Source organism: Streptomyces sp. GL_148 (assembly GCF_057834205.1).
The window spans coordinates 408,956-432,275 of the sequence record NZ_JBYQMC010000002.1; the positions used below are offsets into that span (position 1 = coordinate 408,956).

Sequence of the window (23,320 nt, forward strand, 5' to 3'; positions counted from 1 at the left end):
TTTCAGCGGTGCCCCTCCAGGGTGAGGATGGCTTTGGTGATTGACGTGAGTTTGTTCGGGCTGGTTCGGGCTTTGCGGAGGATGCGCCAGGTCTTGATCCGGGCGATGGCTCTCTCGACGGGCCACCGGAGTCGGGAGTGTGCCCGGTTGACGGACTTCTGTTTGACGGTGAGGTCTTTGCCGGGTCGCCGGCGGTGTGGGACGGCGACGATGTCGCCGGCTCCCTGGTAGGCCTTGTCCGCCAGGACGGGGATGCCGAGGCGGATGCATGTGGCGATGATCCGGTGCCGACGGGCCGCGGTGAGATCGTGGATCCGGCCCGCGAGAGCGGGTGAGATCCAGACCCAATGCCGTTAGGTTAACCTGCTCCTCCAGGTCTTCTCGCAGGTCACCGTCCCCGCATTGGTTCCCGCTGGCGGTGCCTCACTTGTAGCCGGCAGGCCCTGCTCGTCCTCGCTCACCTGCGCTGCGGCGACACCTACGCCCGCCTCGCGGCGGGTTTTCGGGTTGGGATCGCGACGGTCTACCGGTACATACGCGAGGCCGTCGACCTCCTGGCCGCCCTCGCGCCCACGCTCGAACAGGCCATGCAGACCGTGCGGAAGAAGGCGTACGTGATCCTCGACGGCACCGTGCTGCCGATCGACCGCATCGCCGCCGACCGGCCGTACTACTCGGGGAAGAAGAAGCATCACGGCATGAACGTGCAGGTCATCGCCGATCCGGCCGGGCGTTTGATCTGGGCATCGGACGCGCTGCCGGGGGCCACTCACGACCTGACCGCGGCCCGGACCCATGGCATTCCCGCCGCTCTCGCCACCGACGGCGTCAAGTGCTGGGCGGACAAGGCCTACCAAGGTGCGGGTCCTGCCGTCCGCGTCCCGTTCCGGGGCAAGAACCTTCGCGGCTGGCGCCGACGTCACAACCGGGACCACGCCAAGATCCGCAGCCTCGGCGAACGCGCCATGGCGACCCTCAAGTGCTGGCGACTCCTGCGGAAGCTCCGCTGCAGCACCACCCGAATCACCGCAGTCGTCCGAGCCGTCGTCGCCCTCGAACTCGCCAACTGATCAAGATGGAAAAGGCTCAGTGCGCAATGATCTCCGCCGGGTAGCAGTGGTTTCTGTACGACCGCGGTGCGGACAACACGGCCGGCTCCCCTCCCTGAAGCAGACAACCCGAAGATCATCCCACCCCGCCCCGACAACGTGACTGTGAGGATGTTGGGGTGCTGTTCCGGGTGGCGGTCTGGCCCGCAACGTGACTGGCTGTAGTGCCTTGGCGTTGATCTGCCGGCTGGCGTCCGGGACGGTGCGTGCTGCCGCCGGGCAGAGGGGTGTGTCCCGATAGGGGCCTTCGCGACAGGCACCGTCACAGTCTTGACCGCCCTCTCGGCCCGGCGGCGGCCATCGGTTCCCGGAGCAATCAGGAGACAGCGGCCTTGCCCAGCATCATGCAGTCCACCATCCCTTGTCATCTCCCGGCAGACACTGCGGAGGATGTCCTGCTCGGTGTGGACACCCATAAGGACGTCCATGCCGCCGCGGTCATCACCGTGCTCGGCGCGGTCCTGGAGGGCCGCAGCTTCCCGGCGACGGCCGATGGATACCGGCAGCTCCTCGACTGGGCCCGCTCGTTCGGCACGCTTCGGCGGGCCGGGGTGGAGTGCACCGGCTCCTACGGAGCCGCCCTGGCACGGCACCTGCGGGCTGGGGGCATTGAGGTGACCGAGGTCAACCAGCCCGACCGGGCGGCCCGGCGCCGTCACGGCAAGACCGACGCTGCCGATGCCGAGGCGGCCGCACGCGCTGTGCTGTCCGGACGCGCCACCGCCACGGCGAAGACCAGCGACGGCCCCGTCGAGACGCTGAGGCTGTTCAAGCTGGCCAAGAGCTCCGCGGTCAAGTCCCGCACCCAGGCCATCAACCAGCTCAAAAGCATCCTGGTCTCTACCGACACGCCTCTGCGCGAGTCACTGGCGGGGCTGAGCAACCCGCACCTGATCAAGCGATGCGCCGACCTCGACGCCACCGCAACGACAGGTCCGGCAGCGGCCGCCCGCCACACCCTGCGGCTCCTGGCCCGCCGTATCCGGCACCTCACCGAGGAGATCGACGAGCTGGGCAAACGGATAACCGAAGCCGTCCAGGCCAGCGTCCCGAGCCTGCTCGAGGTCTACGGCGTCGGCCCGGACAGTGCCGCCGCCCTGCTCATCTCTGCCGGCGACAACCCCGAACGCCTGGCCAGCGAGGCATCCTTCGCAGCCTTGTGCGGTACCAGCCCGGTCGAGGCATCCTCCGGCAAGACCCAGCGCCGCAGACTCAACCGCGGAGGCGACCGCCAGGCCAACGCCGCCCTCTACCGCATCGTCCTCAGCCGCCTGCGCTGCGACCACCGAACCCGCACCTACCTGCAACGACGCCTCACCGAAGGCAAAACCCGACGAGAGATCATCCGCTGTCTCAAACGCTACGTCGCACGAGAGATCTACCGGCACATCGTCACTCCGAGAACCGAGCCAACTCAGCCCAACACCCCCGCTTGACATCCATAGGGGCATCAGAGCCCTTGCATCGGCTCCACAGCAGCCTCGGCTACCGCAGCCCCGCCGAATACGAGACCATCCTCGCGGCCTCACCACCACACCAAAGTTGTCCGCCAAAGCGGAGCAAGCTCACCCGCGAGCTTCTGTTCGCCAGCGGGGTGCTCACTTAACCTCACGCAGGTATCCGCTTGCCACGTCGAATATGAAGCCCCGGATCGCATCTGTGTACGGAACAAACGGGCTTCTAATTATCCTCGCCATAGAGTCGCCAATATCTTCTTCAAGGCCCCTGAAGGCTTCCGGCGACCAGGGCGGAGTGACTCCGCAAGTATCTTTTAGTTGCCTTGTGAAGTCATCGTTTCCGAATGTCAGCATTCCACAGTCGGTGTGGTGGATCAGTATTATCTCTTTGGTCCCTAGGAGGTTTTGGCTGATTGCTAGGGATCGTATAACGTCTTCGGTTACCACTCCGCCTGCGTTTCTGATGACGTGAGCCTCTCCCTGCTGCACGCCCAAGATGGCGTGCACGTTGATGCGCGCATCCATACAGGCCACGATGGCTACGCCTCGCGATGGCGGCAACGGTAGGGGCCCTGCATGAGTCTCGGCATAGGAAGAATTATTACTAAGATATTCGTCTACTGTACTCATATCCGCCTCCTGCTACCTTCCAGTGTGCCACCTTGGGTCGAGGCCAGCAGCGGTTGCTGTTCGCTTCCTCCAGCACCTCACCCAGCTCCGACCGATGGCCTCCAGCCACCCACCGCTTTACGAAGTAGTTCCAAGAGCCGGACTCCTTTTCCCAGCACTTCCAGCGCGGCGTCCCATTTCTCCAGCTACTTCTGGAGGCGTTCGATTCGCCGCCGCAGCTTCTCGTTCTCGAGCTCGGCTGCCGACTTCTTCGGCCGCACACCTGCCGTCCGCCAGTCGGCCGGCGCATCCAGGGCACCGGCGTCCTTCGCAGCCATTCCTTGACGTGGGAGTCGTACAAGCGCTCGCGGCGCAGCACGACGCCCTTCTCGCTCTTGGGCGCGGCGTCGTACTCGGCCACGATCCGCAGCTTGCACTCGGGGCTGACTGTGCTGCGCCTGGGCTTCGCGACCAGGTCTATCGCGGGGGCGTTCTCGCTGGTCATACAGACAGACCTACTGTCGTGCCCTCTCAGCTAACAAGGCAAAACGGGGTGTTTCACGCCACAATGTGTGAGAGGGGATCGCCGACGTCATGGACCTCTCCAAGGGCACGACCGGTGACCTAGTGTGATGCGCCGGAAATCTCAGGTCTTAGACGTCATCTCATTTGGCCAGTCGGCGGTAGCAGATGAGGGTGCAGGCAAGGCTGGTGAAGGCGAGGAAGTGCTCGGCCTTGCGTTCGTAGCGGCGGTGGAGTCGTCGGCAGCCGGCGAGCCAGGACATGGTCCTTTCGATGACCCATCGGTGGCGGCCGAGCCGTTGTGAGGACTCGATGCCTCTGCGGGCGATGCGGTGTTTGATGCCGCGTCCGCGTAACCATCGTCGCAGGTGGGCGTAGTCGTAGCCCTTGTCCGCGTGGAGCTTGCCGGGCTTGCGTCGTCGGCGTCCGCGGCGGGAACGGATGGGCGGTATGCCGCGAACGAGGGGCTCGAGGGCCTGGCTGTCGTGCAGGTTGGCGCCCGAGATTGCCACGGACAGGGGCAGACCGGTCCGCTCGGTGATCAAGTGGATCTTCGAGCCATACTTGCCCTGATCGACAGGATTCGGACCTGTCAGATCCCCCTTCTCAAGGCCCTCATGTTCACCGAGTCAATCGCGCAGCGGGACCAGTCGAGCTCGCCGCGGGCGCCGAGTTCGTCAAGGACCAGGCGGTGGAGCTTAGAAGCCATCTCATTTGGTCCTCGCGGGGTAGGCTCTCGTTCATGGTGGGGATCGTTGAGCGGCTGGTGCCGGACGAGTTGTGGGTGCTGTTCCAGCGGGTGGTGCCGGAGGCGCCGTCGCGGCCCCAAGGCGGTGGACGGCGCCGGCACGGTGACCGTGAAGTACTGGCCGCGATCGTGTTCGTCGCGACGTCGGGTTGCACCTGGCAGCAGCTGCCCACGGCATCGTTCGGCCCTTCGGGGGCGACAGCCCACCGACGGTTCTCCGAGTGGAGCAAGGCCCGCGTGTGGGCTAAGCTCCACCGCCTGGTCCTCGACGAACGAGGCGCCCGCGGCGAGCTCGACTGGTCCCGCTGCGCGATCGACTCGGTGAACATGAGGGCCTTGAGAAGGGGGATCTGACAGGTCCGAATCCTGTCGATCGGGGCAAGTATGGCTCGAAGATCCACTTGATCACCGAGCGGACCGGTCTGCCCCTGTCCGTCGCAATCTCGGGCGCCAACCTGCACGACAGCCAGGCCCTCGAGCCCCTCGTTCGCGGCATACCGCCCATCCGTTCCCGCCGCGGACGCCGACGACGCAAGCCCGGCAAGCTCCACGCGGACAAGGGCTACGACTACGCCCACCTGCGACGATGGTTACGCGGACGCGGCATCAAACACCGCATCGCCCGCAGAGGCATCGAGTCCTCACAACGGCTCGGCCGCCACCGATGGGTCATCGAAAGGACCATGTCCTGGCTCGCCGGCTGCCGACGACTCCACCGCCGCTACGAACGCAAGGCCGAGCACTTCCTCGCCTTCACCAGCCTTGCCTGCACCCTCATCTGCTACCGCCGACTGGCCAAATGAGATGACGTCTTAGCCCACACGCGGGCCTTGCTCCACTCGGAGAACCGTCGGTGGGCTGTCGCCCCCGAAGGGCCGAACGATGCCGTGGGCAGCTGCTGCCAGGTGCAACCCGACGTCGCGACGAACACGATCGCGGCCAGTACTTCACGGTCACCGTGCCGGCGCCGTCCACCGCCTTGGGGCCGCGACGGCGCCTCCGGCACCACCCGCTGGAACAGCACCCACAACTCGTCCGGCACCAGCCGCTCAACGATCCCCACCATGAACGAGAGCCTACCCCGCGAGGACCAAATGAGATGGCTTCTTAGTGGATCTTGTTTTCGATGTGTAGTGGCTGCGCAGGGCCAGGGCGATGTCGTGTGGTTTCGCCTGGGGTGAGGGCAGGTCGGTGATGACGTAGATGGTTTCGCGGGTCCGCTTGCCCGTGGTTTTGTCGGTGCGGTGGCGGGTGACGCGGGCGACCTGGCGGGCATGGGGAAAGTCCAGGTGGGACGGTCAGAACCTGGATGACGCGGGTCTCTTTGCGGCCGTGGCCTTCGGTGCGGTCGTACTTCGCGGTGGCTTTCTCCCAGGGCAGACGGCGGCAGCGGGCATGCAGGGTGGGCTGGTTGAGCTTGACGGTGAGCAGGTAGTGGGCCTTCTTGTCCTCGACCAGGAAGCGGGCAGTCTCGCGCTGTGTGTGCAGTGCGTCCGCGCTTACCCACGCGCCCTCGATGTCCAGCGGGCCGAGTATCGCGCGCAGGCAGGGGACTTCGCTGGTCTTGTCGGGGATCCTTGTCTGGGCGATGACCTGATCGTCCTGGTCGATGGCGGCCAGGAGATGAGCCGCGGTCCGCGTCCGGGTCCGCGAGCCCCGGGCGCTCTTGCCGTCCGCCACCAGCCGCACAGGACGCTCACGATCCGTACCAGCAGGCCGCAGCAGCGCGGCCAGACCGCAGGGGTGCAGGCGCTCGATGACCCGGCGGACGGTGTCCATCGACGCGGCCGGCCGTACCCCCAGCGCGCCACGGACTGGAAACCCCAGCCGGGTCAGAGCGTCCTGGGGCGCCCGCCGCAGCCAGTGCCCGACTGCCGCGTACGAACGTGCCCAGGCCGCGACCGCGCAGGCCGCCGCCCTCACCAGCGCGACCAGCGGATACCGACGCCCCCGACGGCCACGCGGATCGGCATCCTCCACCGCATCACCCGCCGGGAGGACGGAACGCGACAGGACCGACGCGGGCATGGCAGACTCACGAATCAATGAGCATTTTCAACTTGGCCACTGATCGGGTGACGAGGTGGTGGTGAAACGGGCAGAGCCCCCGGGCTGTTGAGCAAGGTATCGATGCTCAACTCTTCAGCCTGGGGGCTCTGTTGGTTCCCTATCGTGCCGTACTCGATGTTGCGCATGCCCTCGTGGAGTGGGTGACGATGCTGATCGTCACCCGGGAGGGTGACCGCCGGTGCAAGCTGCCGCCCTCCGAGCGGGCCCTGGCCGCACTGGTGTACCTGAAGAAGAACGACACCCTGACTCAGATCGCGGCGGGTTTCGGGATCAGCGTGGGTACCACCCACGCCTACGTTCACGGCGTTGTGGCGCTCCTGGCAGGCCGGGCGCCGGGCCTGACCGCGGCTTTGAGAACGGCGGACGCCCGGTATGTCCTGCTGGACGGGACCCTCGCCGAGTGCGACCGGGTTGGTGACGGCCGCGCCGACTGCTCGGGCAAACACCGCCGCCACGGGGTAAACATGCAGGTCATCACCGCGCCGGACGGAGCCCTGGTCTGGATCTCACCCGCTCTCGCGGGCCGGATCCACGATCTCACCGCGGCCCGTCGGCACCGGATCATCGCCACATGCATCCGCCTCGGCATCCCCGTCCTGGCGGACAAGGCCTACCAGGGAGCCGGCGACATCGTCGCCGTCCCACACCGCCGGCGACCCGGCAAAGACCTCACCGTCAAACAGAAGTCCGTCAACCGGGCACACTCCCGACTCCGGTGGCCCGTCGAGAGAGCCATCGCCCGGATCAAGACCTGGCGCATCCTCCGCAAAGCCCGAACCAGCCCGAACAAACTCACGTCAATCACCAAAGCCATCCTCACCCTGGAGGGGCACCGCTGAAAAGGTTCAGCGTCTGGCGTCCACGCCGGTACTTCTTCGGCAGCTGGGCCAGGGCGAGTTGGGTCGTGGTGATGTGGTCGGCGGCGGTGTTGCTGCCCGCGTTGCCCGGCCTGAGCAGGCCGGCCACCGGCTCCCCGCTCCCACCGCTTCCGTGATCGACGAAGGCCATCAGAGGATGGTGTCCGAAGGTCTTCTTCCAGGTCGCGGTGGCGTCCTGCTTCTCGGAGTGCGCCAGCACGAGCACCCCGTCCAGGTCCACGATCACCTGCCCTGAGGCATCCGGGGCCGCGTTCTTGGCCACGTTCCAGACGCGTTCGCGCGCTTCGGCCCGCGCGGCCCGTATCGCGTGAAGGGCCTTCGGCCCAGCCGTGGCGGGGGTGTTGATGTGAAGTTTCCCCGTGATCCTGGACACTCGATGTTTACGCTGCGAGGGCGTGCTGGTGTCGCTGCCTGGTCTCGGCCGGGGTGAGGTAGCCGAGGGTCTTGTGTTTGCGCAGGCGGCGGCGGTTGTAGAAGGTTTCGATGAAGTTGAAGACGTCGGCGCGGGCTCTGGCCCGGTCGGGCCAGATGCGGGTGCCGATCTCTTCTTTGAGGAGGGCCCAGAAGCTTTCCGCGGCGGCGTTATCGAAGCAGGATCCGGTGCGTCCGCAGCTCTGCCGCAGGTTCAACTCCGCTATCTCACTGCGGAATTCGGCTGATGTGTATTCGCTGCCGCGGTCGCTGTGTATGACGCATCCGGGGCGGAGTTCAGCCCGCCCCTGGGCCATCTTCAGGGCGTCGGTGACGAGGGAGGCCCGGTGGTGGTCGGCCATGGCGTAGCCGACGATCTCGCGGGTGGCCAGGTCCAGCCAGCAGGCGAGGTAGAGCCAGCCCTCGGCGGTGGGCAGGCAGGTGATGTCCCCGACCAGCTTGGTACCAGGGGTCTCGGCGTGGAAGTCGCGGCCGATCAGGTCCGGGGCCGGCCGGGCCTTCTTGTCCGCTCGGGTCAGTGAACGCCGCTTGCGGCGGGTGACACCCTGGATGCCGGCCTGGCGCATGATCCGGGCGACACGCTTGCGGTTCACCCGCCGGCCCCCACGCCGCAGCTCGGCGTGGATCCGCGGCACCCCGTAAGTCTTGCGGGAGGCGATGTGCAGGACGGTGATCTCGTGGGCGAGAGCGTCGTCGGCTGCCCGGCGGGCCTGGCGGCCGGCTTCGCCCTCGCACCAGGCGTAGTAAGAGGAGCGGGCGATCTTCACCGTCCGGCACAGCAGGGTCACCGGATAGCAGGCCTTCTCCGTGTGGATGAACCGGTACAGCACGCTCACCGGTCGCTCTCCTTCACGAAGAAGGCCGTCGCTTTTTTCAGGATCTCGATCGTCTGCTGCTGCTCACGGTTCTGCCTGCGCAGGCGCTTGAGTTCCTCGCGTTCGGCGCTGGTCAGCCCGCCCGGGGCGCCCTCGCCACGGTCGGCCTGATCGCGGCGGACCCAGTTGCGCAGACTCTCCGGGCTGACCCCGAGCTCCCGGGCGACCTCGGTCACCGTCCTGCCGGAAGACCGGACGAGCGCGATCGCGTCCCGCCGGTACTCCGCCGAGTACCGCTTCGTGTACTTACTTCCCACCTGGCACTACTTCCTCTGGAACCACACGTCCCAGTCTCCAGGTGTCCAAGACCAAGGGGAAGCTTCAATGAGGCGGGAGACCGTCGGGTCGGAGGCCACCGGCCCGAACACGCCGGGCTCGGCCCGCAGCATCCCGACATCCGCGAGGCAGTCCCTCACTTGCCTCAAGCTCGGCCACCCGGGCCTCCAGCTGCCGGACCCGCTCGTCCGGATCAGCGGACGGCACCGCCGCCTGAGGCCGGGCGTCCGGCTTCGCGACCGCGGCGGTGACCCCACGGCGTTCGCGGTCCCGCAGCACCCACTCACGCAGGGTCGCCCGGTTGACACCCAGGTCAGCGGCGATGCTCTTGTACGTCGCCCCAGGTGTGGACTCGTACAGGGCCACGGCATCGGCCTTGAACTCGTCCGAATAGTCCTTCATCGCCATCGGCGGTCTTCTCGCTTCCTCCGGATCAAGCAGATCCAGTATCAGCGTGTCCACCACTCAGGGGGAGCCCCCCAGGGCGTGGGCGGGGTCGGGGCAGGGCGAAGGCCCGGAGCAAGGCGAGGAGTTCACGCGGGCTGACGGGCCCCATCGCCCTGTCGGCATCAGTCTCGTCGGTCTCGGGGTTGGCCCGTTGCCTCTCGTGGAGGGCGCCGATGGCCAGGAGGGCGTAGGCGAGGACGCTCATCAGGCTCCAGCGATGCCAGGAGGTCCAGGAGGTGACCTGGCCGGTGTCGAGGTGGGCCAGGCCCTTGGCTCCCTGGAAGTCCTCCTCGACGCGCCAGCGGCGGCAGACCGCGCTGACCAGCACGGATGTCGGCTGCGGGTCGGGGTGCCAGGTGCGGTAGAAGGAGAGGGTGCCGGTGCGGCGGTGGCGGCGGACCAGGACGTGGCTGTGTCCGGCGGCCTGGCCGGGCGGGGTGTCGTCGGCGTTCACGTCGATCACCGCCCAGTCGTAGAGCCGCTCACCCTTTGTGCCGTTGCCGGTCTTCAACCGCATCCAGGCCTTCTTGGGGACCCGCTCCAGCAGGTCGGTGACCTTGGCTTTCCCGCCCGGTGTGGTGACTCGGTGGCTCGTGGGCACAGCGATCGCGTAGCCGTAGCCCAGGCTACGGATCCCCTCGCGCAACTCGCGTCCGCCATAGACCTCGTCGGCGGCCACCCACGCGGTGCGCACGCCCGAGGCATACGCGTCCTTGAGCATGTCGCCGGCCAGCTGCGGCTTGGTGGCGAACACCGTCTCGTCGGGCACCCCGGTAAGTTCACGGCGCTCGTCGTCGCCAGCCCATGCCTCGCCGAGGTAGAGACGGTGGCCGATCAGCGCGTGTCCGTCGGCGCTCACGTAGGACAGATGCACCGCGACCTGACACAACCCGATCCCTCCCAGCGCGCCGGAGTACTGCCGGGCCGCACCGACCGCGTCGGAGGAGGACTTCTCGTCGCCCGTCTCGTCCACCACAAGCATCACGTCCATGGAGCCGAGTTGCTCCACCGTCCATGCCGCGGCCGACCGACGTATCGCCTCGGTGTCGAAGCGGGCACGGGAGAGGAAATGCTGCAGAACGTGCGGACCGGTGTGGCCGATGGCCTCGGCCAGCGACCAGCAGTTCGCCGAGTCCTTGACCATCAGTAGCCCCTGAACCATGTTCCGGCAGGTCAGCCGCGTCTCCCGGCGTGGGAAACAGCCCGCGACCCGGCCCATCAAGGCCTCGAAGGACTCGCCCCACAGGGCGTGTACTACCGTGGCCTGCGCGGCCACCGCCTCTTGATTCGTCTTCACAAACGATCACGATGCAGGTGGCCGCACCTCTGCCCGCAGGCACCCACCCGCCACGCTGACCAGCGACGACGTCCAATGCCTCACGAACTACAGCTGCCGTGACATAGGAAACGGCCTATGGATCATTGGCTCCCAAAAAATCTGTCGTTAGCGTCAAGCATTGCCCCCATCTATTACACCTGCGCCCCTTCTTGTTAGCGTCGGCATAAGTAAACATGGCGTGTGAGTCGCAGTGCCGCATAGCTACCCAAGTTAATGGTAGCCATGCATTGCCGCGTGATTTCAAATCACGCACAGGCAAGGTGACGGTGGTTTTTGCCGTGCGGCTCGCTCGCGGTAAAGCGGGATCGCTACACTCGGCCTATGCCAACTCCATCGGAAGGGTTTCAATGAGCATACGATTCAATTTCCGCCGAATGTCGGGATTGATCTGCGTCTCCGCTTCTCTAGCAATCGTAGCTGGAGCCCCGCAAGCCTACGCAATGGATGCGTCCAGGCTCACTGCTTATGACCAGTACCTTCTGACACATGGGGAGGCGAATTCATTTTTCGTGGATACGTCTACGCATAAAGCACTGAAAGTGCGTTACGGTACGGCCACCAATTACTGCGAGAAGGTAGGGTACGGCACCGGATGGGGGCAGTGTAGAATTACCGGATTCTACGAAGAGGGCCGCTATGACTGGAAGCCTTCCTACAAAAAGCAAATCAGCGACCTGGTCTTCAACTGCACCGATCAGCCCGCAAGCCAGTCTCTTGGATGGGCCTACACAAATAGTGCGACCAACACTGTGGGCGGCGCCGTGACTGTGGGGGCATCGGTGGCAGTGAAGGTCGCACCCTTTGGGGTCGGTGCAGATGTCACAATAAATACTTCGGTCACGGCCAGTTACAGCTACGCGTGGGGGACAAGTAGCACTCAGAGTGGGAACACGACGGTGAATGTGAGCCCTGGCAGGGTGGGATGGCTGGAACGGGCTACCTACTATGGGACTTCCCACGGAGTTGCGGACGTGTACGTACCTGCGGTCAGATGGGGCGTAACCGACAATATGTTTCCGGGCATGTACAAGGTCGTGACTGATATTACGGGAGAAATGGGAAAGCCATCTAATCCTTATGCACTTGCCGCTCAGCCCGTCGTGGGCCTCATCGCCGCCTCGCGCCCGATGACTCCGGAGGAATCAGCGGCATCTTGCAGCTCATCTGCTCAGGTGCTCCAGAAGAAAGGCATAGGTGGAGCTGCTACAGCCACTGCTAAGGTGAGTGGCTGACAGCAAAATGGAGCCCGGACGACCTCTAGGTCGACCGGGCTCTCGCCTATTTTGGGTTCTCTTGCCTGAGATGGCGTAGCGCCATGCTCCCACCGGCTCCGAAATAGTCCCTCCCGCGTGGGCGCGCATCAACACCATCTGCCACGACGCGTCACACCCCCATCACACCATTCGACCAGTCGCCGCCCTTCGGCAGCGAGAGCTGTGGGAAGTGCGCCCTCTTTGAACCCGCCATCAACCGTTTCAAAGGATCCCGCGGCTTTGCCACCAGCCACGATAACGCATACATCTCGGCACCGTCATGAGGCCTGGGTCTGTGACCTGCGCAGGAGCTGCCAGTTCGGTCCTGCACAGATCGACCCAGGCCCGGAGGCTTATTCACGGGGGTTCGTAGCCCGATTTCCTTGATCGTGAAGAGGGCCCTGCTCCGTAGCCTGATGTTTGCGAAGACGTCAGATCATTACCGGGGCAGGGCCGTTGAGCTGGGACGTTACGACAGGGCTGGACAAGGATCAACTGGGCGGGCTGGTGGAACAGGTCCACCGGGCGTTGGTGGAGGATCCGGACCGGACGGTGACGCCGGGGCGGATGTGGGTGCTGGGGCTGTACAAGTCGGTGGTACTGGTGCTGTTCCTGCTGCGGCAGAACCCCGTCCAGGAGGCGGCCGCGGAGCTGTTCGGGATCTCCCAGGCCACTGTCTCCAGGCGGTGGACGACGCTACTGCCGGTGGTGGAGAAGGTCCTGGCCGGACACGTCCCGGACCCCACGGAGATCTCAGCCGGCCGCATCGTCCTGATCGACGGCACCCTGGTGACCACCTGGGACGGGGCAAGCGAGGGCACAACAATGTTCTCCGGCAAGCACAGGGACACCGGCTTCAACCTGCAGGTCGCGGCCACTTTGTCAGGGGATCTGCTCGCGGTCCCGGCGCCCGTCCCGGGCTCACGGCACGACATGCATGCCTGGCGGCAGTCCCACTTTCCCGGGACGTTCGCCAACCGGGAGGACATCGGTGACCTGGGCTACCTCGGCTCCGGGATGCTGACCGCGAGACGCAAGCCCCCAGGCCGGGAACGGCCCGCCGGAGACAAGGTCTACAACCAGAGCATCGGCAAACTCCGCGCCGCGGTCGAGCGGGCGATCGCGCACCTGAAGGACTGGAAGATCCTCGCCACCCGCTACCGCGGCGCCCTCCAAACCTTCCCCCTCATCACCAGGACCATCACCGCCCTCGCCTTCTACAAGAAGGGCTGGTGAACCCCGTGAATAGGCCTCCCGGGATCTCCCGCCTCGACTATAAAACTGACGAAGGTTGTTGACAACTAGCGTGAGTGCTGTGAGTCGCGCGCAGCCGTATTCGCCCAAACGAGCGGCAGAGATTGTGTCGGGCAAGTGTGCCTCACTGGCTCCAGGTAGCTTCGCGAGCCTGCTTCGTCAGCCGCTCAATCCGGATACACTTCCTATGACTCAATTCTCCCGACCGTCACAGACAAGTTCATTGAGTATACAGGCTGGCGATGTTACGACAAAGGAAGAAGAGATAATAATGCGAACGCGTGAACTTCCTCTGCTCGCAGCACGGATTGAGAGGGAATTCCAATGGCAGTTACTGGATGCATGTTGGCCAGCTGACCCAGCTGCTTATCTACCGATCCTCGCGCATAGCCAGGTGATGCAGTGACTGATGATGGGCCGAATCGGAAACACCTGAATGTCATGAGAGAACGATCGGGTGGGAGCAAGTCCGGCGTAATGGGCAGCGGCTACGGAGCCCACTCCGCAGCGCAGCGCGTGGGGCTGGCGGCGGCGATCGGCATGCTCGACCGGGCGCTGGAGGAAATCGCTGTACCCGCAGATGGCCAGGCTTTTCGTGTGGCGGATTTGGGCTGCGCTTCGGGTACGAACGCCATGGTGCCGATGGGGCGTGTGGTTGCTGCGATCCGGGCGCGTCGGCCCGGTACGCCCGTATTGGTAACGCATACAGATATTCCCGAAAATGACTTCGGGGCACTCTTTGCCAATCTGTCCGGGGATGCTTCCTACACTCGGCAACCCGGCGTTTTCGGTTGCGCGCAAGCTCGCTCTTTCTACGAGCCGCTATTCCCTCCCGACGAGTTGCACTTGGCGTGGAGCACAATCGCAGTGCACTGGCTTTCTCGTGTTCCGCAGCCGATCGATGGGCACCTCTATTGTTCGCGCGCAGTTGGCGTACCTCGCGAGGCCCTTCGCGAGCAGGCGGCCGTGGACTGGGCAGCGTTTCTCGGACATCGGGCCGAGGAGCTCATGCCGGGCGGACAACTGGTCGTGGCCGGTGGAGCGGCTACGGATGACGGGCTCAGTGGTGCTGAAGAGCTGTTTGATCTCGCTTTGGACGAGTTGGAAAGCATGGTTGCCCAGGGCCTCCTCTCGGACGAGCAACTGACCGCGATGACCGTACCCACGTGGAACCGTACGACCTCGGAATACCTTGGCCCACTGTGCCGTGGAGGGGCGTTCGTGGACAGGTTCCGCCTCGCCGAGGCGGAACTGGTTATCCTGGATGACCCGGTCTGGGAGCGCTATGTAGTAGACGGGAACGTAAAGGCGTATGCCTATGAGGTGGCGGCCTCCTTCATAGCTGCTTTCGGACCTTCGCTGTTCGCGGACCTCGCCGCTGTGCCCGAACTTGGGCAGCGCTTCACCGAAGGCCTCGCAGCCCGAGTCCGGGCACAACCGGCCAGCGGTGTGGCCCGATGGCGTGTCCAGATGCTGCGGGCGACTCGCCGCTGACACGAGGCAAGGTCTGTCAAAGGGGCGGCTCTGTCTCACATTCGGTGGTGACGGAGAGTCGTGCGGGTCGTTGACCTTCGCGTGAAGGAAGTCAACGAGCTTGTGCAGATGGTGTTTTCGGGTCTGTTCCCGCTGGTCATCGAAGATGTGGCCGACGAGGGTGAACGGATCGTGGTGCGGTCGCGGACTCCGCAGGAGGCGGCGATCTGTCCGGTGTGCGGGGCGTCGGCGGGGCGGGTGCACGGCTACCACTGGCGGACAGTTGCCGACGTGCCGGTCGACGACCGCCGGGTGGTGGTCCGTGTGCGGGTGCGGCGTCTGGTGTGTCCCACACGCGGCTGCCGGCAGACCTTCCGCGAGCAGATGCCCGGGGTGTTGGAGCGATACCAGCGACGCACGGCCCGTCTGACCAGGCAGGTCAAGGCCGTGGTCAAAGAGTTAGCGGGCCGGGCTGGATCGCGTCTTCTGGCGATACTCGCCGTGGGCCTGTCGCGTCACACGGCCCTGCGCACCCTGCTGCGCATCCCGTTGCCCACCGGGCGTGTGCACCGGGTGATTGGTGTCGACGATTTCGCCCTGCGCCGGCGGCACCGCTATGCCACCGTGGTGATCGACGCCGAAACCCATGAACGGATCGACGTGCTCCCCGACCGCACCGCCGACACTCTGGAGGCGTGGCTGCGAACCCATCCGGGCGTCGAGATCGTGTGCCGCGACGGCTCGACGACCTACGCCCGAAGCCATCCGTCGCGCCTTGCCCGACGCGGTACAGGTCGCCGACCGCTGGCATTTGTGGCACAACCTGTGCGAGGCCGCCCTGAGCGAGGTCAAGGCACACAGCACCTGCTGGGCCGCCGTGCTGGACACACCCCTGTACGACGGGCCCCGCGCACAGACCACCCTCGAACGCTGGCACCAGGTCCACGACCTGCTCGACACGGGCGTTGGCCTGCTCGAATGCGCCCGCCGCCTGCAGCTGGCACTGAACACCGTCAAACGCTACGCCCGAGCCGAGCAACCCGAGCGGATGCTCCGCGTCCCCAAATACCGTGCCAGCCTCGTCGACCCCTACCGCGAACACCTGCGCAAACGCCGAGCCGAAGACCCCGCCGCCCCCGTCCGACATCTCTTCGAAGAGATCAAGGCCCCCGGGTTCACCGGCTGCCTCAACCTCCTGCACAAGTACATCAACCAAGGCCGCGCGGACGCCGACCGCAGCCACATCTCCCCGCGCCGACTGGCCCGGATGATCCTCACCAAGCCCGACAACCTCAAGACCGAACACCACGACCTCCTGGCACGACTCACCGCCGCCTGCCCCGAAATGACCCGGCTCGCCGCCTGCATCCCGCCCTTCGCCCAGCTCCTGGTGCCCGACCCAGGAAATGCCGACGCTTTCGAGCACTGGACCGTCGAGGTCCGGACGGCCGACCTGCCCCATCTGCACGCTTTCGCCCGGGGCCTGGACCGAGACCGCGACGCCGTGATCGCCGCGCTCACGCTTCCGCACCACAACGGCAGCACCGAAGGCGTCAACAACAAGACCAAGCTGATCAAGCGGCAAATGTACGGCCGAGCAGGCTTCCCGCTCCTCCGCCACCGCATCCTCCTCGAATAGCGGCACTCTCCGTCACCACCGAATGTGAGACAGAGCCAAAGGGGCGGTGTATCTCGCGGTGTTGAGGGTTACTGTCACGGCAGCTGTAGTTCCGTTGTTTTCGCTGTTCGGGGGCTTGCCGGGGTGGGTTCGGGTGTGAGGGCGGCCACCGTGATCATGAACGTTTGTGACGACGTATCAAGACGCGGTGGCCGTGGAGGCCGCGATAACCGAGCGGGTGTGGGGCGAGGCATTCGGAAGGGCGATGAAGGCGGTCGCGGGCTGTTTCGCACGGTGTGAGGCACGTGCGACGGCGGCGGAGCTGATCACGGGGCTGTTGCTGGAGCTGGATACGCGCAATTGCTGGACTCTCGGGCAGGCGCTGGGGCATCCGGGACCTCACCGGTTGCAGCACCTGTTGTCTCGGGCCCGGTTCGATCACGGCCTGGCCCGGAGGGAGATTGTCGGTCTGGTCGTCGATGAACTTGCCGGGCAGGAAGTGGTGTTGGTGGTGGACGAGACGGGGGATGCGAAATCGTCCACGGACTGTCACGGCAGCTGTAGTTCGTGATCACGCTTGGTCGTGACGGTGGTGTCGTTGCTGGTGGCAGGCGGTTGCGACGGCCTGGTGATGGCGTCTGAAAGCGATCCAGTCAGGACGTGGTCACGGTCGCGGGCTGGCGGGGGTAGCACGAGGGCCCGCAGGAGACGGATGAGCTCGGGACAGGTCAGCGGGACAAGTCCAGGCTGCGGCTCGGAGTCTTCATGGACGGCTGCGGCCGTGAGGGCGAGGACGGCGGCGGCGATCAGGGAGAACAGTGACCAGCGCATCCAGGAGTTCCAGCAGGTCACCTGGCCCTGGTCGAGCCCGGTGAAGCCCTTGGTGAACTGGAAAGCTTCCTCGATCCTCCACCTGCGGCAGATCACTTCCACCAGCGTGGCCAGCGAGACGTCGCCGGGCGCCCAGCAGCGGAAATAGGACACCTCACCGGTGTAGCGATGCCGGCGCGCGACCAGCACACTCGCCCCGGCCGCGTTCTCGTTCTCGTTCTCGTTCTCGTTCTCGTTCTCGTTCTCGTCGGGAGTGTCGTCGGGGCGGACGTCGGGCCAGGCCCAGTCGTACTCGCGGGTGCCCTTGGTGCCGTGTCCGGTCTGCCGGCGCATCCACTGCCCGGGCCGCACTCTGTTGATCAGTTTGCGGGCCTCCCGGCGGTGGCCCGCCCCGTCGGTGACCTGGTACGAAGCCGGGACGGCGACCGCATAGCCGAGCCCCAGCGAGCGTATGCCCCGACGCAGTTCACGGCCGCAGTACACCTCGTCGCCCGCGAACCAGCGGGCTGCGATCCCCGTGGCGAGCGTGTTGGCGACCATGGCCAGCGCCTGCTGCGGTTTCGTCGCGAAGACGATCCGCTCCGGCACCCCGGCGGCCTCGCGGCGTTCCTCGTCTGCGGCCCAGTCCGCCGGGAGGTACAGGACCCGGTCAATGATCACCTTCGTGGTCGCGGTGACCGCCGCCAGGTGCACCGCCACCTGGCACAGACCCACACCACCGATCGCCCCCGAGTACTGCCTGCCGGCTCCCACTGAAGTTTTCCCCTGAACTTGGACAGCCTCATACTGGGACGAATCGTTCCGGAGGAAGCAGTTCCAGGCAGTGAGTAAGAAGAGCAACAGCAACAAGCGATACACGGCCGAGTTCAAACGGGATGCCATCGCGTTGGCCCGCTCGTCGGACAAGACGGTGACCGAGGTCGCCCGCGACCTCGGGGTCAGTCCCGAAGGCCTGCGGGGTTGGGTAAAGCAGGAGGCCGTTGACCGAGGTCAGGGCAGTTCCGGGGCGCTGACCAGCGCCGAGCGGGAGGAACTGGGACGGCTCCGTCGGCGCAACCGCGAGCTGGAGCAGACGGTGACCATCCTGAAAAAAGCCACGGCTCTCTTCGCGACGGACACGTTGAAGTAGACACCGCCACAGTGTGCGGCTTCATCGACGCGCAGAGAGCCGATTCCCACCCCGACACCCCCGATGACCAGCCGATACCCGGGCTGTCGCTGCTATGCCGCGTGCTGGAGGTGCCACGCTCGACGTACTACGCCTGGAAGGCCGCGCGCCCGGCGGCCCGGGCGCGGCAGGCCTCCGAGGACGAGCTGGCCAACGAGATCCGGGCGATCCACGGCGGCCCTGGCTCCCGAAGAGCCTACGGCGCCCCACGCATCCACGCCGAACTGCGCAGACGAGGCCGGACGGTCAACAGGAAGAAGGTGGTGCGGATCATGGCCGAGCGTGACATCCATGGCGTCACGCGCCGCAAGCGGCGCGGCCTGACCAAGCCCGACCGCAAGGCCAAACCCGCTCCTGACCTGGTCGGACGCGACTTCACCGCTCCTCAGCCGGGCGTGAAGCTGGTCGGGGACATCACGTTCCTGCCGACGCTCCAGGGCTGGTGGTACCTGGCGACCGTGCTCGACCTGGGGACACGCGAGATCATCGGGTACGCGATGGCCAGTCACCACCGGGCCGGACTGGTCACCGACGCACTGCGCATGGCCGCCGGCCGCGGCGACCTCCAGCCCGGCTGCATCATGCACAGCGACCGCGGGTCGGAGTACACCTCGGGCGAATTCCGCCAGGCGGTACAGGAGTTGGGCCTGAGGCAGAGCATGGGACGAACCGGCTCATGTTACGATAACGCCGCAGCTGAGAGCTTTTTCGGCTTGATGAAAGCGGAGATCGGCACCACCGTCTGGGAGAACCACGAGGCCGCCCGCACCGACGTCTTCCGCTTCATCGAGGTCGAGTACAACCGCGCCAGGCTCCGCAAGCACCCCGAGTTCGGATACCTCACCCCACTCGAAACCCGGACCCTGCTGCAGCAAGACCTCACCCCCGCAGCGTAAGCACACGCTGTCCAAGTTCAGGGGTCAACTTCACCAAGCCCGACAACCTCAAGACCGAACACCACGACCTCCTGGCACGACTCACCGCCGCCTGCCCCGAAATGACCCGGCTCGCCGCCTGCATCCCGCCCTTCGCCCAGCTCCTGGTGCCCGACCCAGGAAATGCCGACGCTTTCGAGCACTGGACCGTCGAGGTCCGGACGGCCGACCTGCCCCATCTGCACGCTTTCGCCCGGGGCCTGGACCGAGACCGCGACGCCGTGATCGCCGCGCTCACGCTTCCGCACCACAACGGCAGCACCGAAGGCGTCAACAACAAGACCAAGCTGATCAAGCGGCAAATGTACGGCCGAGCAGGCTTCCCGCTCCTCCGCCACCGCATCCTCCTCGAATAGCGGCACTCTCCGTCACCACCGAATGTGAGACAGAGCCGTTGACCGCGCAGACCCTCACCCTCGACCTCCCACCCTGAAAGCCGAAGTCAGTAATGATGGCAGTCTGTGGTTGATGCGATGAGATATGGAGCGGTGTAGATGGTTTTGCCTGAGGTATCTACTGAGGCCCGGTTTGAGGGGCTTAGGAAGTCGCTGGTGGTGCGTAAGGAGGGCGCTGAGGTCCTGGCCGCCCGGAGGGCTGGCTTCCTCTTCCTCGCTGACGTACTGGAGCGTCAGGATGCTGTGGTCGCTAGGACGCGTGTCCGCCGTGTGCTGGAGTACCTGCCCGGCGTTGGTGGCGTTCGTGCGGGTCAGCTCCTGGCTGCGGCGGGGGTTTCCGGGCGCCGCCGTGTCCAGGGGCTGGGGGCCCGCCAGAAGGAGCGGTTGCTCAAACTCGTTGCGTCGCGTACCGGACGCTGGTCTCGTCGTCCGTCGTGACATCCGATCAGATCCTCATGGGCGCGGGGCTGACCCTGTTGCTCGCGGTTGCTTCGCAGGTGCTGGCTTCCCGTCTGCGGATCCCCGCCATCATCCTGCTGCTTCCGTTCGGCTTCGCTGCCGGAGTGATCACTGACGTCGTCCACCCGGACAAGCTCCTCGGCCCGGCGTTCTCACCGTTCGTCTCGCTTGCGGTGGCGGTGATTCTCTACGACGCCGGGCTCGGCCTGAACGTGCGTAAACTCTCCGGCCACACCCGGCGCACCGTGGTGCGGCTGGTCTGGATCGGGGCGTTGGTCACTGTGCCGGTCGCCGCGGTCGCCGCCGCTGCGCTGTTCGGTATCTCAGGCGAGGCCGCTGCGATGCTCGGCACGATCCTGGTGGTTTCCGGGCCCACCGTGGTCGGCCCGCTGCTGAACTTTGTGCGGCCCAACGAGCGTCTGCAGCGGATCTTGCTCTGGGAGGGCTCGCTGATCGACGCGATCGGCGGGATCATGGGCGCGCTGATCTTCCACACGCTGCTCGGTCATGTCCGGCGCGATGTGGGGAGCGGGCTGCAGCAGTTGCTTGCCAGCGTGGGCTTGGGTCTGGTCGGGGGTGTGGTTGGAGCAGGCCTGCTCTGGCTGCTGCTGGTCCGCATGCGGCTGGGTGAGGTGCTCGGCACCCTGGTGCAGCTGGCGGCGGTGATCGCGGTAGCGGCCTGCGTCGACGTGATCCGGGACGACGCCGGGCTGATCTCGGCGATCGTCATGGGCGTTGCGGTGGCGACCGTGCCTGCGTTTGAGCTGCCGAGTCGGCGGCTGTTCTTCGAGACCCTGGTTTCGCTGATCGTCGGGGTGCTCTTCATCTCTATCTCGGCCAGTGTCTCCTGGGGCGAGCTGCAGCCGGTGATCTTGCCAGGTCTGGGCTTGGTGGGCGTACTGGTCGTGATTGCTCGGCCGCTCGTGGCGGTGCTCTCCACCCTCGGTACCGATCTGCGCCTGGCTGAACGGGCCTTCCTGGGCTGGATGGCCCCTCGGGGCATCGTCGCGGCCTCCACTGCGGCCGCTTTCTCCTCCGGACTGGCTGCCAGCGGGGTTGGCGGGGCCAACCAGATTCTGCCCGCCACCTTCGTGGTTATTGTCGCCACCGTCACTCTCTACGGCCTGACAGCAATGCCCGTTGCCCACCGACTCGGCGTGGTCCGTACAGCGCGCTCGCGCCCGCTGCTTGTCGGCGGCGAACCATGGGCAGTGGAACTCGCCCTGCTACTGCGCTCCGCAGGGCTGGACGTGCTGCTCTGGGCCGGCCCCGCGGCGGAACGCGAGCGGATCACCGCGGCTGGCCTGGACCTGGCACGCGGCGAGCTCCTCGCCACCGCCAGCCTAGAGGGAGCTGAGCAGGAGAGCATCACCGCCGTCTATCTGCTAACCCATCAGGAAGACTTCAACGCGCTGGCCACCTTGATACTGCGCAAGGACACCGAGCTGCCCGTATATCGCCTGGCCTCCGACGACCCTGGAGAGAGAGTTGCCAGCGCGGGCTCGCCCGACCAGATTCTCTTCGGCCCCGCCGTGACGGCCCGACTGCGCGAGGGCGCCCGACTGACCGCCGCCCAGCATTTGCTGCCGGGCCACTACCTGCTGTTCACCGTGGACCGGGTCGGCCAGCTACTACCGGTTACCGAGCGACGAACCCCCACTGTGGACGGACTGCGAATTCAGATCCAGCGCTGAGCCAGGGCCCCGGAGTGTTCCGGGAATGTCCGGTTTGATCACATGGGCGGCGGCTGGTCCTGGGCATGAAGCGAGCACGGCACCTGTGGATCATGGAGTTCTCTAGGCTTCACGATCTGCAGGGGTGCCGTGCTCGTCGCTTCATCTTCCCGTATGGCCGTCGCGCCCGTGTGCGCGCCCCTGCTGGCGCGGTCGCCGACCGAGTCGGAGCCGCCCGTCCCGGACGGCCTGCTGCAGGCCTTGGCCCAGGTGCCTGATCCACGTGATCCGCGTGGGGTGCGCTACCGGCTGGCGATCGGGGTGTGCGCGATGACCAGTGCCGGCCACAACTCCCTTGTGGCGATCGGCGAGTGGGTGAGCCGCTGCGACCAGCAGGTCCTGGCCGTCCTCGGCTGTCCCTTCGACCCGATCGGCGGGCGGGTGCGGCGCCCCGACGAGAAGACCCTGCGCGACGCCTACGGCAGGGTCGACCCGGCTGAGCTGACCCGGGCCGGCTACGCACGACTGGCCGTCCTGGCCCAGCAGACAGCGGCCCAGGAACCGAGCGTGCAGAATCCAGAGGGACTGGCCGAACGCGAACCGTGCCGTGCCCACCGCTCCGCCGGCGGCGAACCCCGGCCCCGCCCGCGGCGACGGGCTCTCGCGGCCGACGGCAAGTGCCTGCGCGGGGCGAAGCGCCCAGACGGCTCCAAGGTCTACGTCTTCTCCGCGGTGCGCCACCAGGACGCGCTGACTGTCGCCGCCCGCGAGGTCGGCGCCAAGACCAACGAGATACCCGAGATCCAGCCCCTGATGGAACAGATCCCCGACGAGGAACTGGAGGATGCCGTGGTCACCCTCGACGCCCTGCACGCCCAGCGCGAGCACGCCCGCTACCTCGTTGAAGAGCGCGGCGCACACTACCTGCTCAGCGTGAAGGGCAACCAGAAGAACCTCGCCCGGCAGCTGAAGTCCCTCCCCTGGAAACAGATCCCGGTCCTGCACCGCACCAGCGAACGCGGCCACGGCCACGGCCGCGAGGAGATCCGCGAACTCCAGGTCGCCAGCGTCAACGGGCTCCTGTTCCCGCACGCCCGCCAGGTCGTCCGCACCCGCCGCCGACGCCGCCCACTCGGCACGAAGAAGTGGACGGAGGAGATCGTCTACGCGGTCACCGACCTGCCCGCCGAGCAGGCGAGCGCCGACGAGATCGCGGCCTGGGCCCGCGACCACTGGACAATCGAGAACAGCGTCCACTGGGTCCGGGACGTCGTCTTCGGCGAGGACGCCCGCACCATCCGCACCCGCAACACCCCAGCCATCATGGCCACCCTCGGCGACCTCGTCCGCAGCACACTCCGCGCGGCCGGCTGGGTCAACACCGCAAGCGCCAGACGCGCCCACACCAACCCCGCCACCATCCTCCAACTCCACGGCATCACATAATCAAACCGGACATTCCCGGAACACTCCGGGGCCCTGGGGTTCGGGTGTGAGGG

General features: G+C 66.2%; 17 protein-coding genes and 10 pseudogenes. 15 read left to right on the forward strand and 12 right to left on the reverse strand.

The features are described from left to right. Positions 1-2 precede the first annotated feature (2 nt). Positions 3-344, reverse strand: a pseudogene (locus tag AC3IYI_RS41545) (transposase family protein); the annotation flags it as partial. Positions 345-380: 36 nt separating this feature from the next. Here AC3IYI_RS41545 and AC3IYI_RS41550 point away from each other — a divergent pair. Together AC3IYI_RS41550 and AC3IYI_RS41555 are read left to right on the forward strand one after the other, a co-directional pair. Beyond that, positions 381-1,070 (forward strand): annotated as a pseudogene (locus tag AC3IYI_RS41550) (transposase family protein); the annotation flags it as partial. 383 nt (positions 1,071-1,453) lie between these two features. After that, the gene (locus AC3IYI_RS41555) at positions 1,454-2,545 is read left to right on the forward strand and encodes an IS110 family RNA-guided transposase (RefSeq protein WP_489412276.1); all 1,092 of its coding nucleotides are present in this window, start codon (positions 1,454-1,456) and stop codon (positions 2,543-2,545) included. A gap of 162 nt (positions 2,546-2,707) precedes the next feature. Here the strand turns inward: AC3IYI_RS41555 and AC3IYI_RS41560 are convergent, their stop codons facing one another. From AC3IYI_RS41560 to AC3IYI_RS41570, 3 genes and pseudogenes are all read right to left on the reverse strand, one after another. Then, positions 2,708-3,196 carry a beta-class carbonic anhydrase gene (locus tag AC3IYI_RS41560; protein WP_489412173.1) on the reverse strand — a complete coding sequence of 163 codons (489 nt, stop codon included), beginning with the start codon at positions 3,194-3,196 and terminating at the stop codon, positions 2,708-2,710. A 185-nt stretch (positions 3,197-3,381) separates the two neighbouring features. Continuing rightward, a complete protein-coding gene (locus AC3IYI_RS41565; RefSeq protein ID WP_489412174.1) occupies positions 3,382-3,513 on the reverse strand; it encodes a hypothetical protein in 132 nt (43 codons plus the stop codon). Between the two features lie 327 nt (positions 3,514-3,840). Then, a pseudogene (locus AC3IYI_RS41570) lies at positions 3,841-4,400 on the reverse strand (IS5 family transposase); the annotation flags it as partial. Positions 4,401-4,439: 39 nt separating this feature from the next. Between AC3IYI_RS41570 and AC3IYI_RS41575 the strand changes: the two are divergent. Further along, positions 4,440-5,248 (forward strand): IS5 family transposase gene (locus tag AC3IYI_RS41575; protein WP_489412170.1). Its coding sequence is split into 2 segments (ribosomal slippage): positions 4,440-4,788 and positions 4,788-5,248, totalling 810 coding nucleotides; the frame shifts between segments, so codons are not numbered across the junction. 8 nt (positions 5,249-5,256) lie between these two features. On the opposite strand, the pseudogene AC3IYI_RS41580 reads toward AC3IYI_RS41575, so the two are convergent. Together AC3IYI_RS41580 and AC3IYI_RS41585 are read right to left on the reverse strand one after the other, a co-directional pair. Continuing rightward, a pseudogene (locus AC3IYI_RS41580) lies at positions 5,257-5,511 on the reverse strand (transposase); the annotation flags it as partial. Between the two features lie 41 nt (positions 5,512-5,552). Further along, a complete protein-coding gene (locus AC3IYI_RS41585) occupies positions 5,553-6,473 on the reverse strand; it encodes an ISAs1 family transposase (RefSeq protein WP_489412175.1) in 921 nt (306 codons plus the stop codon). A 131-nt stretch (positions 6,474-6,604) separates the two neighbouring features. On the opposite strand from AC3IYI_RS41585, the gene AC3IYI_RS41590 reads away from it, so the two are divergent. After that, the gene (locus AC3IYI_RS41590; RefSeq protein WP_489412176.1) at positions 6,605-7,354 is read left to right on the forward strand and encodes a transposase; all 750 of its coding nucleotides are present in this window, start codon (positions 6,605-6,607) and stop codon (positions 7,352-7,354) included. Between the two features lie 7 nt (positions 7,355-7,361). On the opposite strand, the pseudogene AC3IYI_RS41595 reads toward AC3IYI_RS41590, so the two are convergent. The 5 genes and pseudogenes from AC3IYI_RS41595 to AC3IYI_RS41615 form a co-directional block, all read right to left on the reverse strand. Further along, positions 7,362-7,721 (reverse strand): annotated as a pseudogene (locus AC3IYI_RS41595) (transposase); the annotation flags it as partial. A 52-nt stretch (positions 7,722-7,773) separates the two neighbouring features. Continuing rightward, a complete protein-coding gene (locus AC3IYI_RS41600; RefSeq protein WP_489408528.1) occupies positions 7,774-8,661 on the reverse strand; it encodes an IS3 family transposase in 888 nt (295 codons plus the stop codon). Beyond that, positions 8,658-8,957 (reverse strand): transposase, encoded by a 300-nt coding sequence (locus AC3IYI_RS41605; RefSeq protein WP_489408527.1) that lies wholly within the window; start codon positions 8,955-8,957, stop codon positions 8,658-8,660. Before AC3IYI_RS41605 ends, AC3IYI_RS41600 begins: the two co-directional genes overlap by 4 nt. 175 nt (positions 8,958-9,132) lie before the next feature. Then, positions 9,133-9,384, reverse strand: a pseudogene (locus AC3IYI_RS41610) (transposase); the annotation flags it as partial. A 25-nt stretch (positions 9,385-9,409) separates the two neighbouring features. Continuing rightward, the gene (locus AC3IYI_RS41615) at positions 9,410-10,720 is read right to left on the reverse strand and encodes an IS701 family transposase (RefSeq protein ID WP_489412177.1); all 1,311 of its coding nucleotides are present in this window, start codon (positions 10,718-10,720) and stop codon (positions 9,410-9,412) included. Between the two features lie 416 nt (positions 10,721-11,136). Here AC3IYI_RS41615 and AC3IYI_RS41620 point away from each other — a divergent pair, with 416 nt between their 5' ends. From AC3IYI_RS41620 to AC3IYI_RS41640, 5 genes and pseudogenes are all read left to right on the forward strand, one after another. Next, entirely contained in the window at positions 11,137-11,994 is an 858-nt protein-coding gene (locus AC3IYI_RS41620) for an ETX/MTX2 family pore-forming toxin (RefSeq protein ID WP_489412178.1), read from the forward strand. 477 nt (positions 11,995-12,471) lie between these two features. Beyond that, complete coding sequence (locus AC3IYI_RS41625) at positions 12,472-13,251, forward strand: transposase family protein (RefSeq protein ID WP_489411985.1); 780 nt, start codon at positions 12,472-12,474, stop codon at positions 13,249-13,251. Between the two features lie 420 nt (positions 13,252-13,671). Continuing rightward, on the forward strand, positions 13,672-14,763 hold the full coding sequence (locus AC3IYI_RS41630; protein ID WP_489412179.1) for a class I SAM-dependent methyltransferase: 1,092 nt from the start codon (positions 13,672-13,674) through the stop codon (positions 14,761-14,763). A 108-nt stretch (positions 14,764-14,871) separates the two neighbouring features. Continuing rightward, positions 14,872-16,381 (forward strand): annotated as a pseudogene (locus AC3IYI_RS41635) (ISL3 family transposase). 166 nt (positions 16,382-16,547) lie between these two features. Next, a pseudogene (locus AC3IYI_RS41640) lies at positions 16,548-16,919 on the forward strand (transposase); the annotation flags it as partial. A 12-nt stretch (positions 16,920-16,931) separates the two neighbouring features. On the opposite strand, the pseudogene AC3IYI_RS41645 reads toward AC3IYI_RS41640, so the two are convergent. Then, a pseudogene (locus AC3IYI_RS41645) lies at positions 16,932-17,944 on the reverse strand (IS701 family transposase); the annotation flags it as partial. Positions 17,945-18,014: 70 nt separating this feature from the next. On the opposite strand from AC3IYI_RS41645, the gene AC3IYI_RS41650 reads away from it, so the two are divergent. From AC3IYI_RS41650 to AC3IYI_RS41675, 6 genes and pseudogenes are all read left to right on the forward strand, one after another. Next, positions 18,015-18,320, forward strand: coding sequence for a transposase (locus tag AC3IYI_RS41650; RefSeq protein WP_489412164.1), 306 nt, complete (start codon positions 18,015-18,017; stop codon positions 18,318-18,320). A gap of 11 nt (positions 18,321-18,331) precedes the next feature. Beyond that, the gene (locus AC3IYI_RS41655) at positions 18,332-19,255 is read left to right on the forward strand and encodes an IS3 family transposase (protein WP_489412163.1); all 924 of its coding nucleotides are present in this window, start codon (positions 18,332-18,334) and stop codon (positions 19,253-19,255) included. Between the two features lie 32 nt (positions 19,256-19,287). Beyond that, positions 19,288-19,650 (forward strand): annotated as a pseudogene (locus tag AC3IYI_RS41660) (ISL3 family transposase); the annotation flags it as partial. 138 nt (positions 19,651-19,788) lie between these two features. Further along, positions 19,789-20,127, forward strand: coding sequence for an integration host factor, actinobacterial type (mihF, locus tag AC3IYI_RS41665; protein ID WP_489412180.1), 339 nt, complete (start codon positions 19,789-19,791; stop codon positions 20,125-20,127). Next, positions 20,124-21,842, forward strand: a complete 1,719-nt coding sequence (locus AC3IYI_RS41670; RefSeq protein WP_489412181.1) for a cation:proton antiporter domain-containing protein — start codon at positions 20,124-20,126, stop codon at positions 21,840-21,842. The genes mihF and AC3IYI_RS41670 overlap by 4 nt, the downstream gene beginning before the upstream one ends. A gap of 153 nt (positions 21,843-21,995) precedes the next feature. Continuing rightward, the gene (locus AC3IYI_RS41675) at positions 21,996-23,267 is read left to right on the forward strand and encodes an ISAs1 family transposase (RefSeq protein ID WP_489411998.1); all 1,272 of its coding nucleotides are present in this window, start codon (positions 21,996-21,998) and stop codon (positions 23,265-23,267) included. Positions 23,268-23,320: the final 53 nt, after the last annotated feature.

Coding starts and splice junctions, on each gene's coding strand:
- AC3IYI_RS41565 (WP_489412174.1), bottom strand. CDS start 3,513: ATGGCTGCGAAGGACGCCGGTGCCCTGGATGCGCCGGCCGACTGGCGG.
- mihF (WP_489412180.1), top strand. CDS start 19,789: ATGGTTTTGCCTGAGGTATCTACTGAGGCCCGGTTTGAGGGGCTTAGG.
- AC3IYI_RS41585 (WP_489412175.1), bottom strand. CDS start 6,473: ATGCCCGCGTCGGTCCTGTCGCGTTCCGTCCTCCCGGCGGGTGATGCG.
- AC3IYI_RS41555 (WP_489412276.1), top strand. CDS start 1,454: ATGCAGTCCACCATCCCTTGTCATCTCCCGGCAGACACTGCGGAGGAT.
- AC3IYI_RS41620 (WP_489412178.1), top strand. CDS start 11,137: ATGTCGGGATTGATCTGCGTCTCCGCTTCTCTAGCAATCGTAGCTGGA.
- AC3IYI_RS41675 (WP_489411998.1), top strand. CDS start 21,996: ATGGCCGTCGCGCCCGTGTGCGCGCCCCTGCTGGCGCGGTCGCCGACC.
- AC3IYI_RS41560 (WP_489412173.1), bottom strand. CDS start 3,196: ATGAGTACAGTAGACGAATATCTTAGTAATAATTCTTCCTATGCCGAG.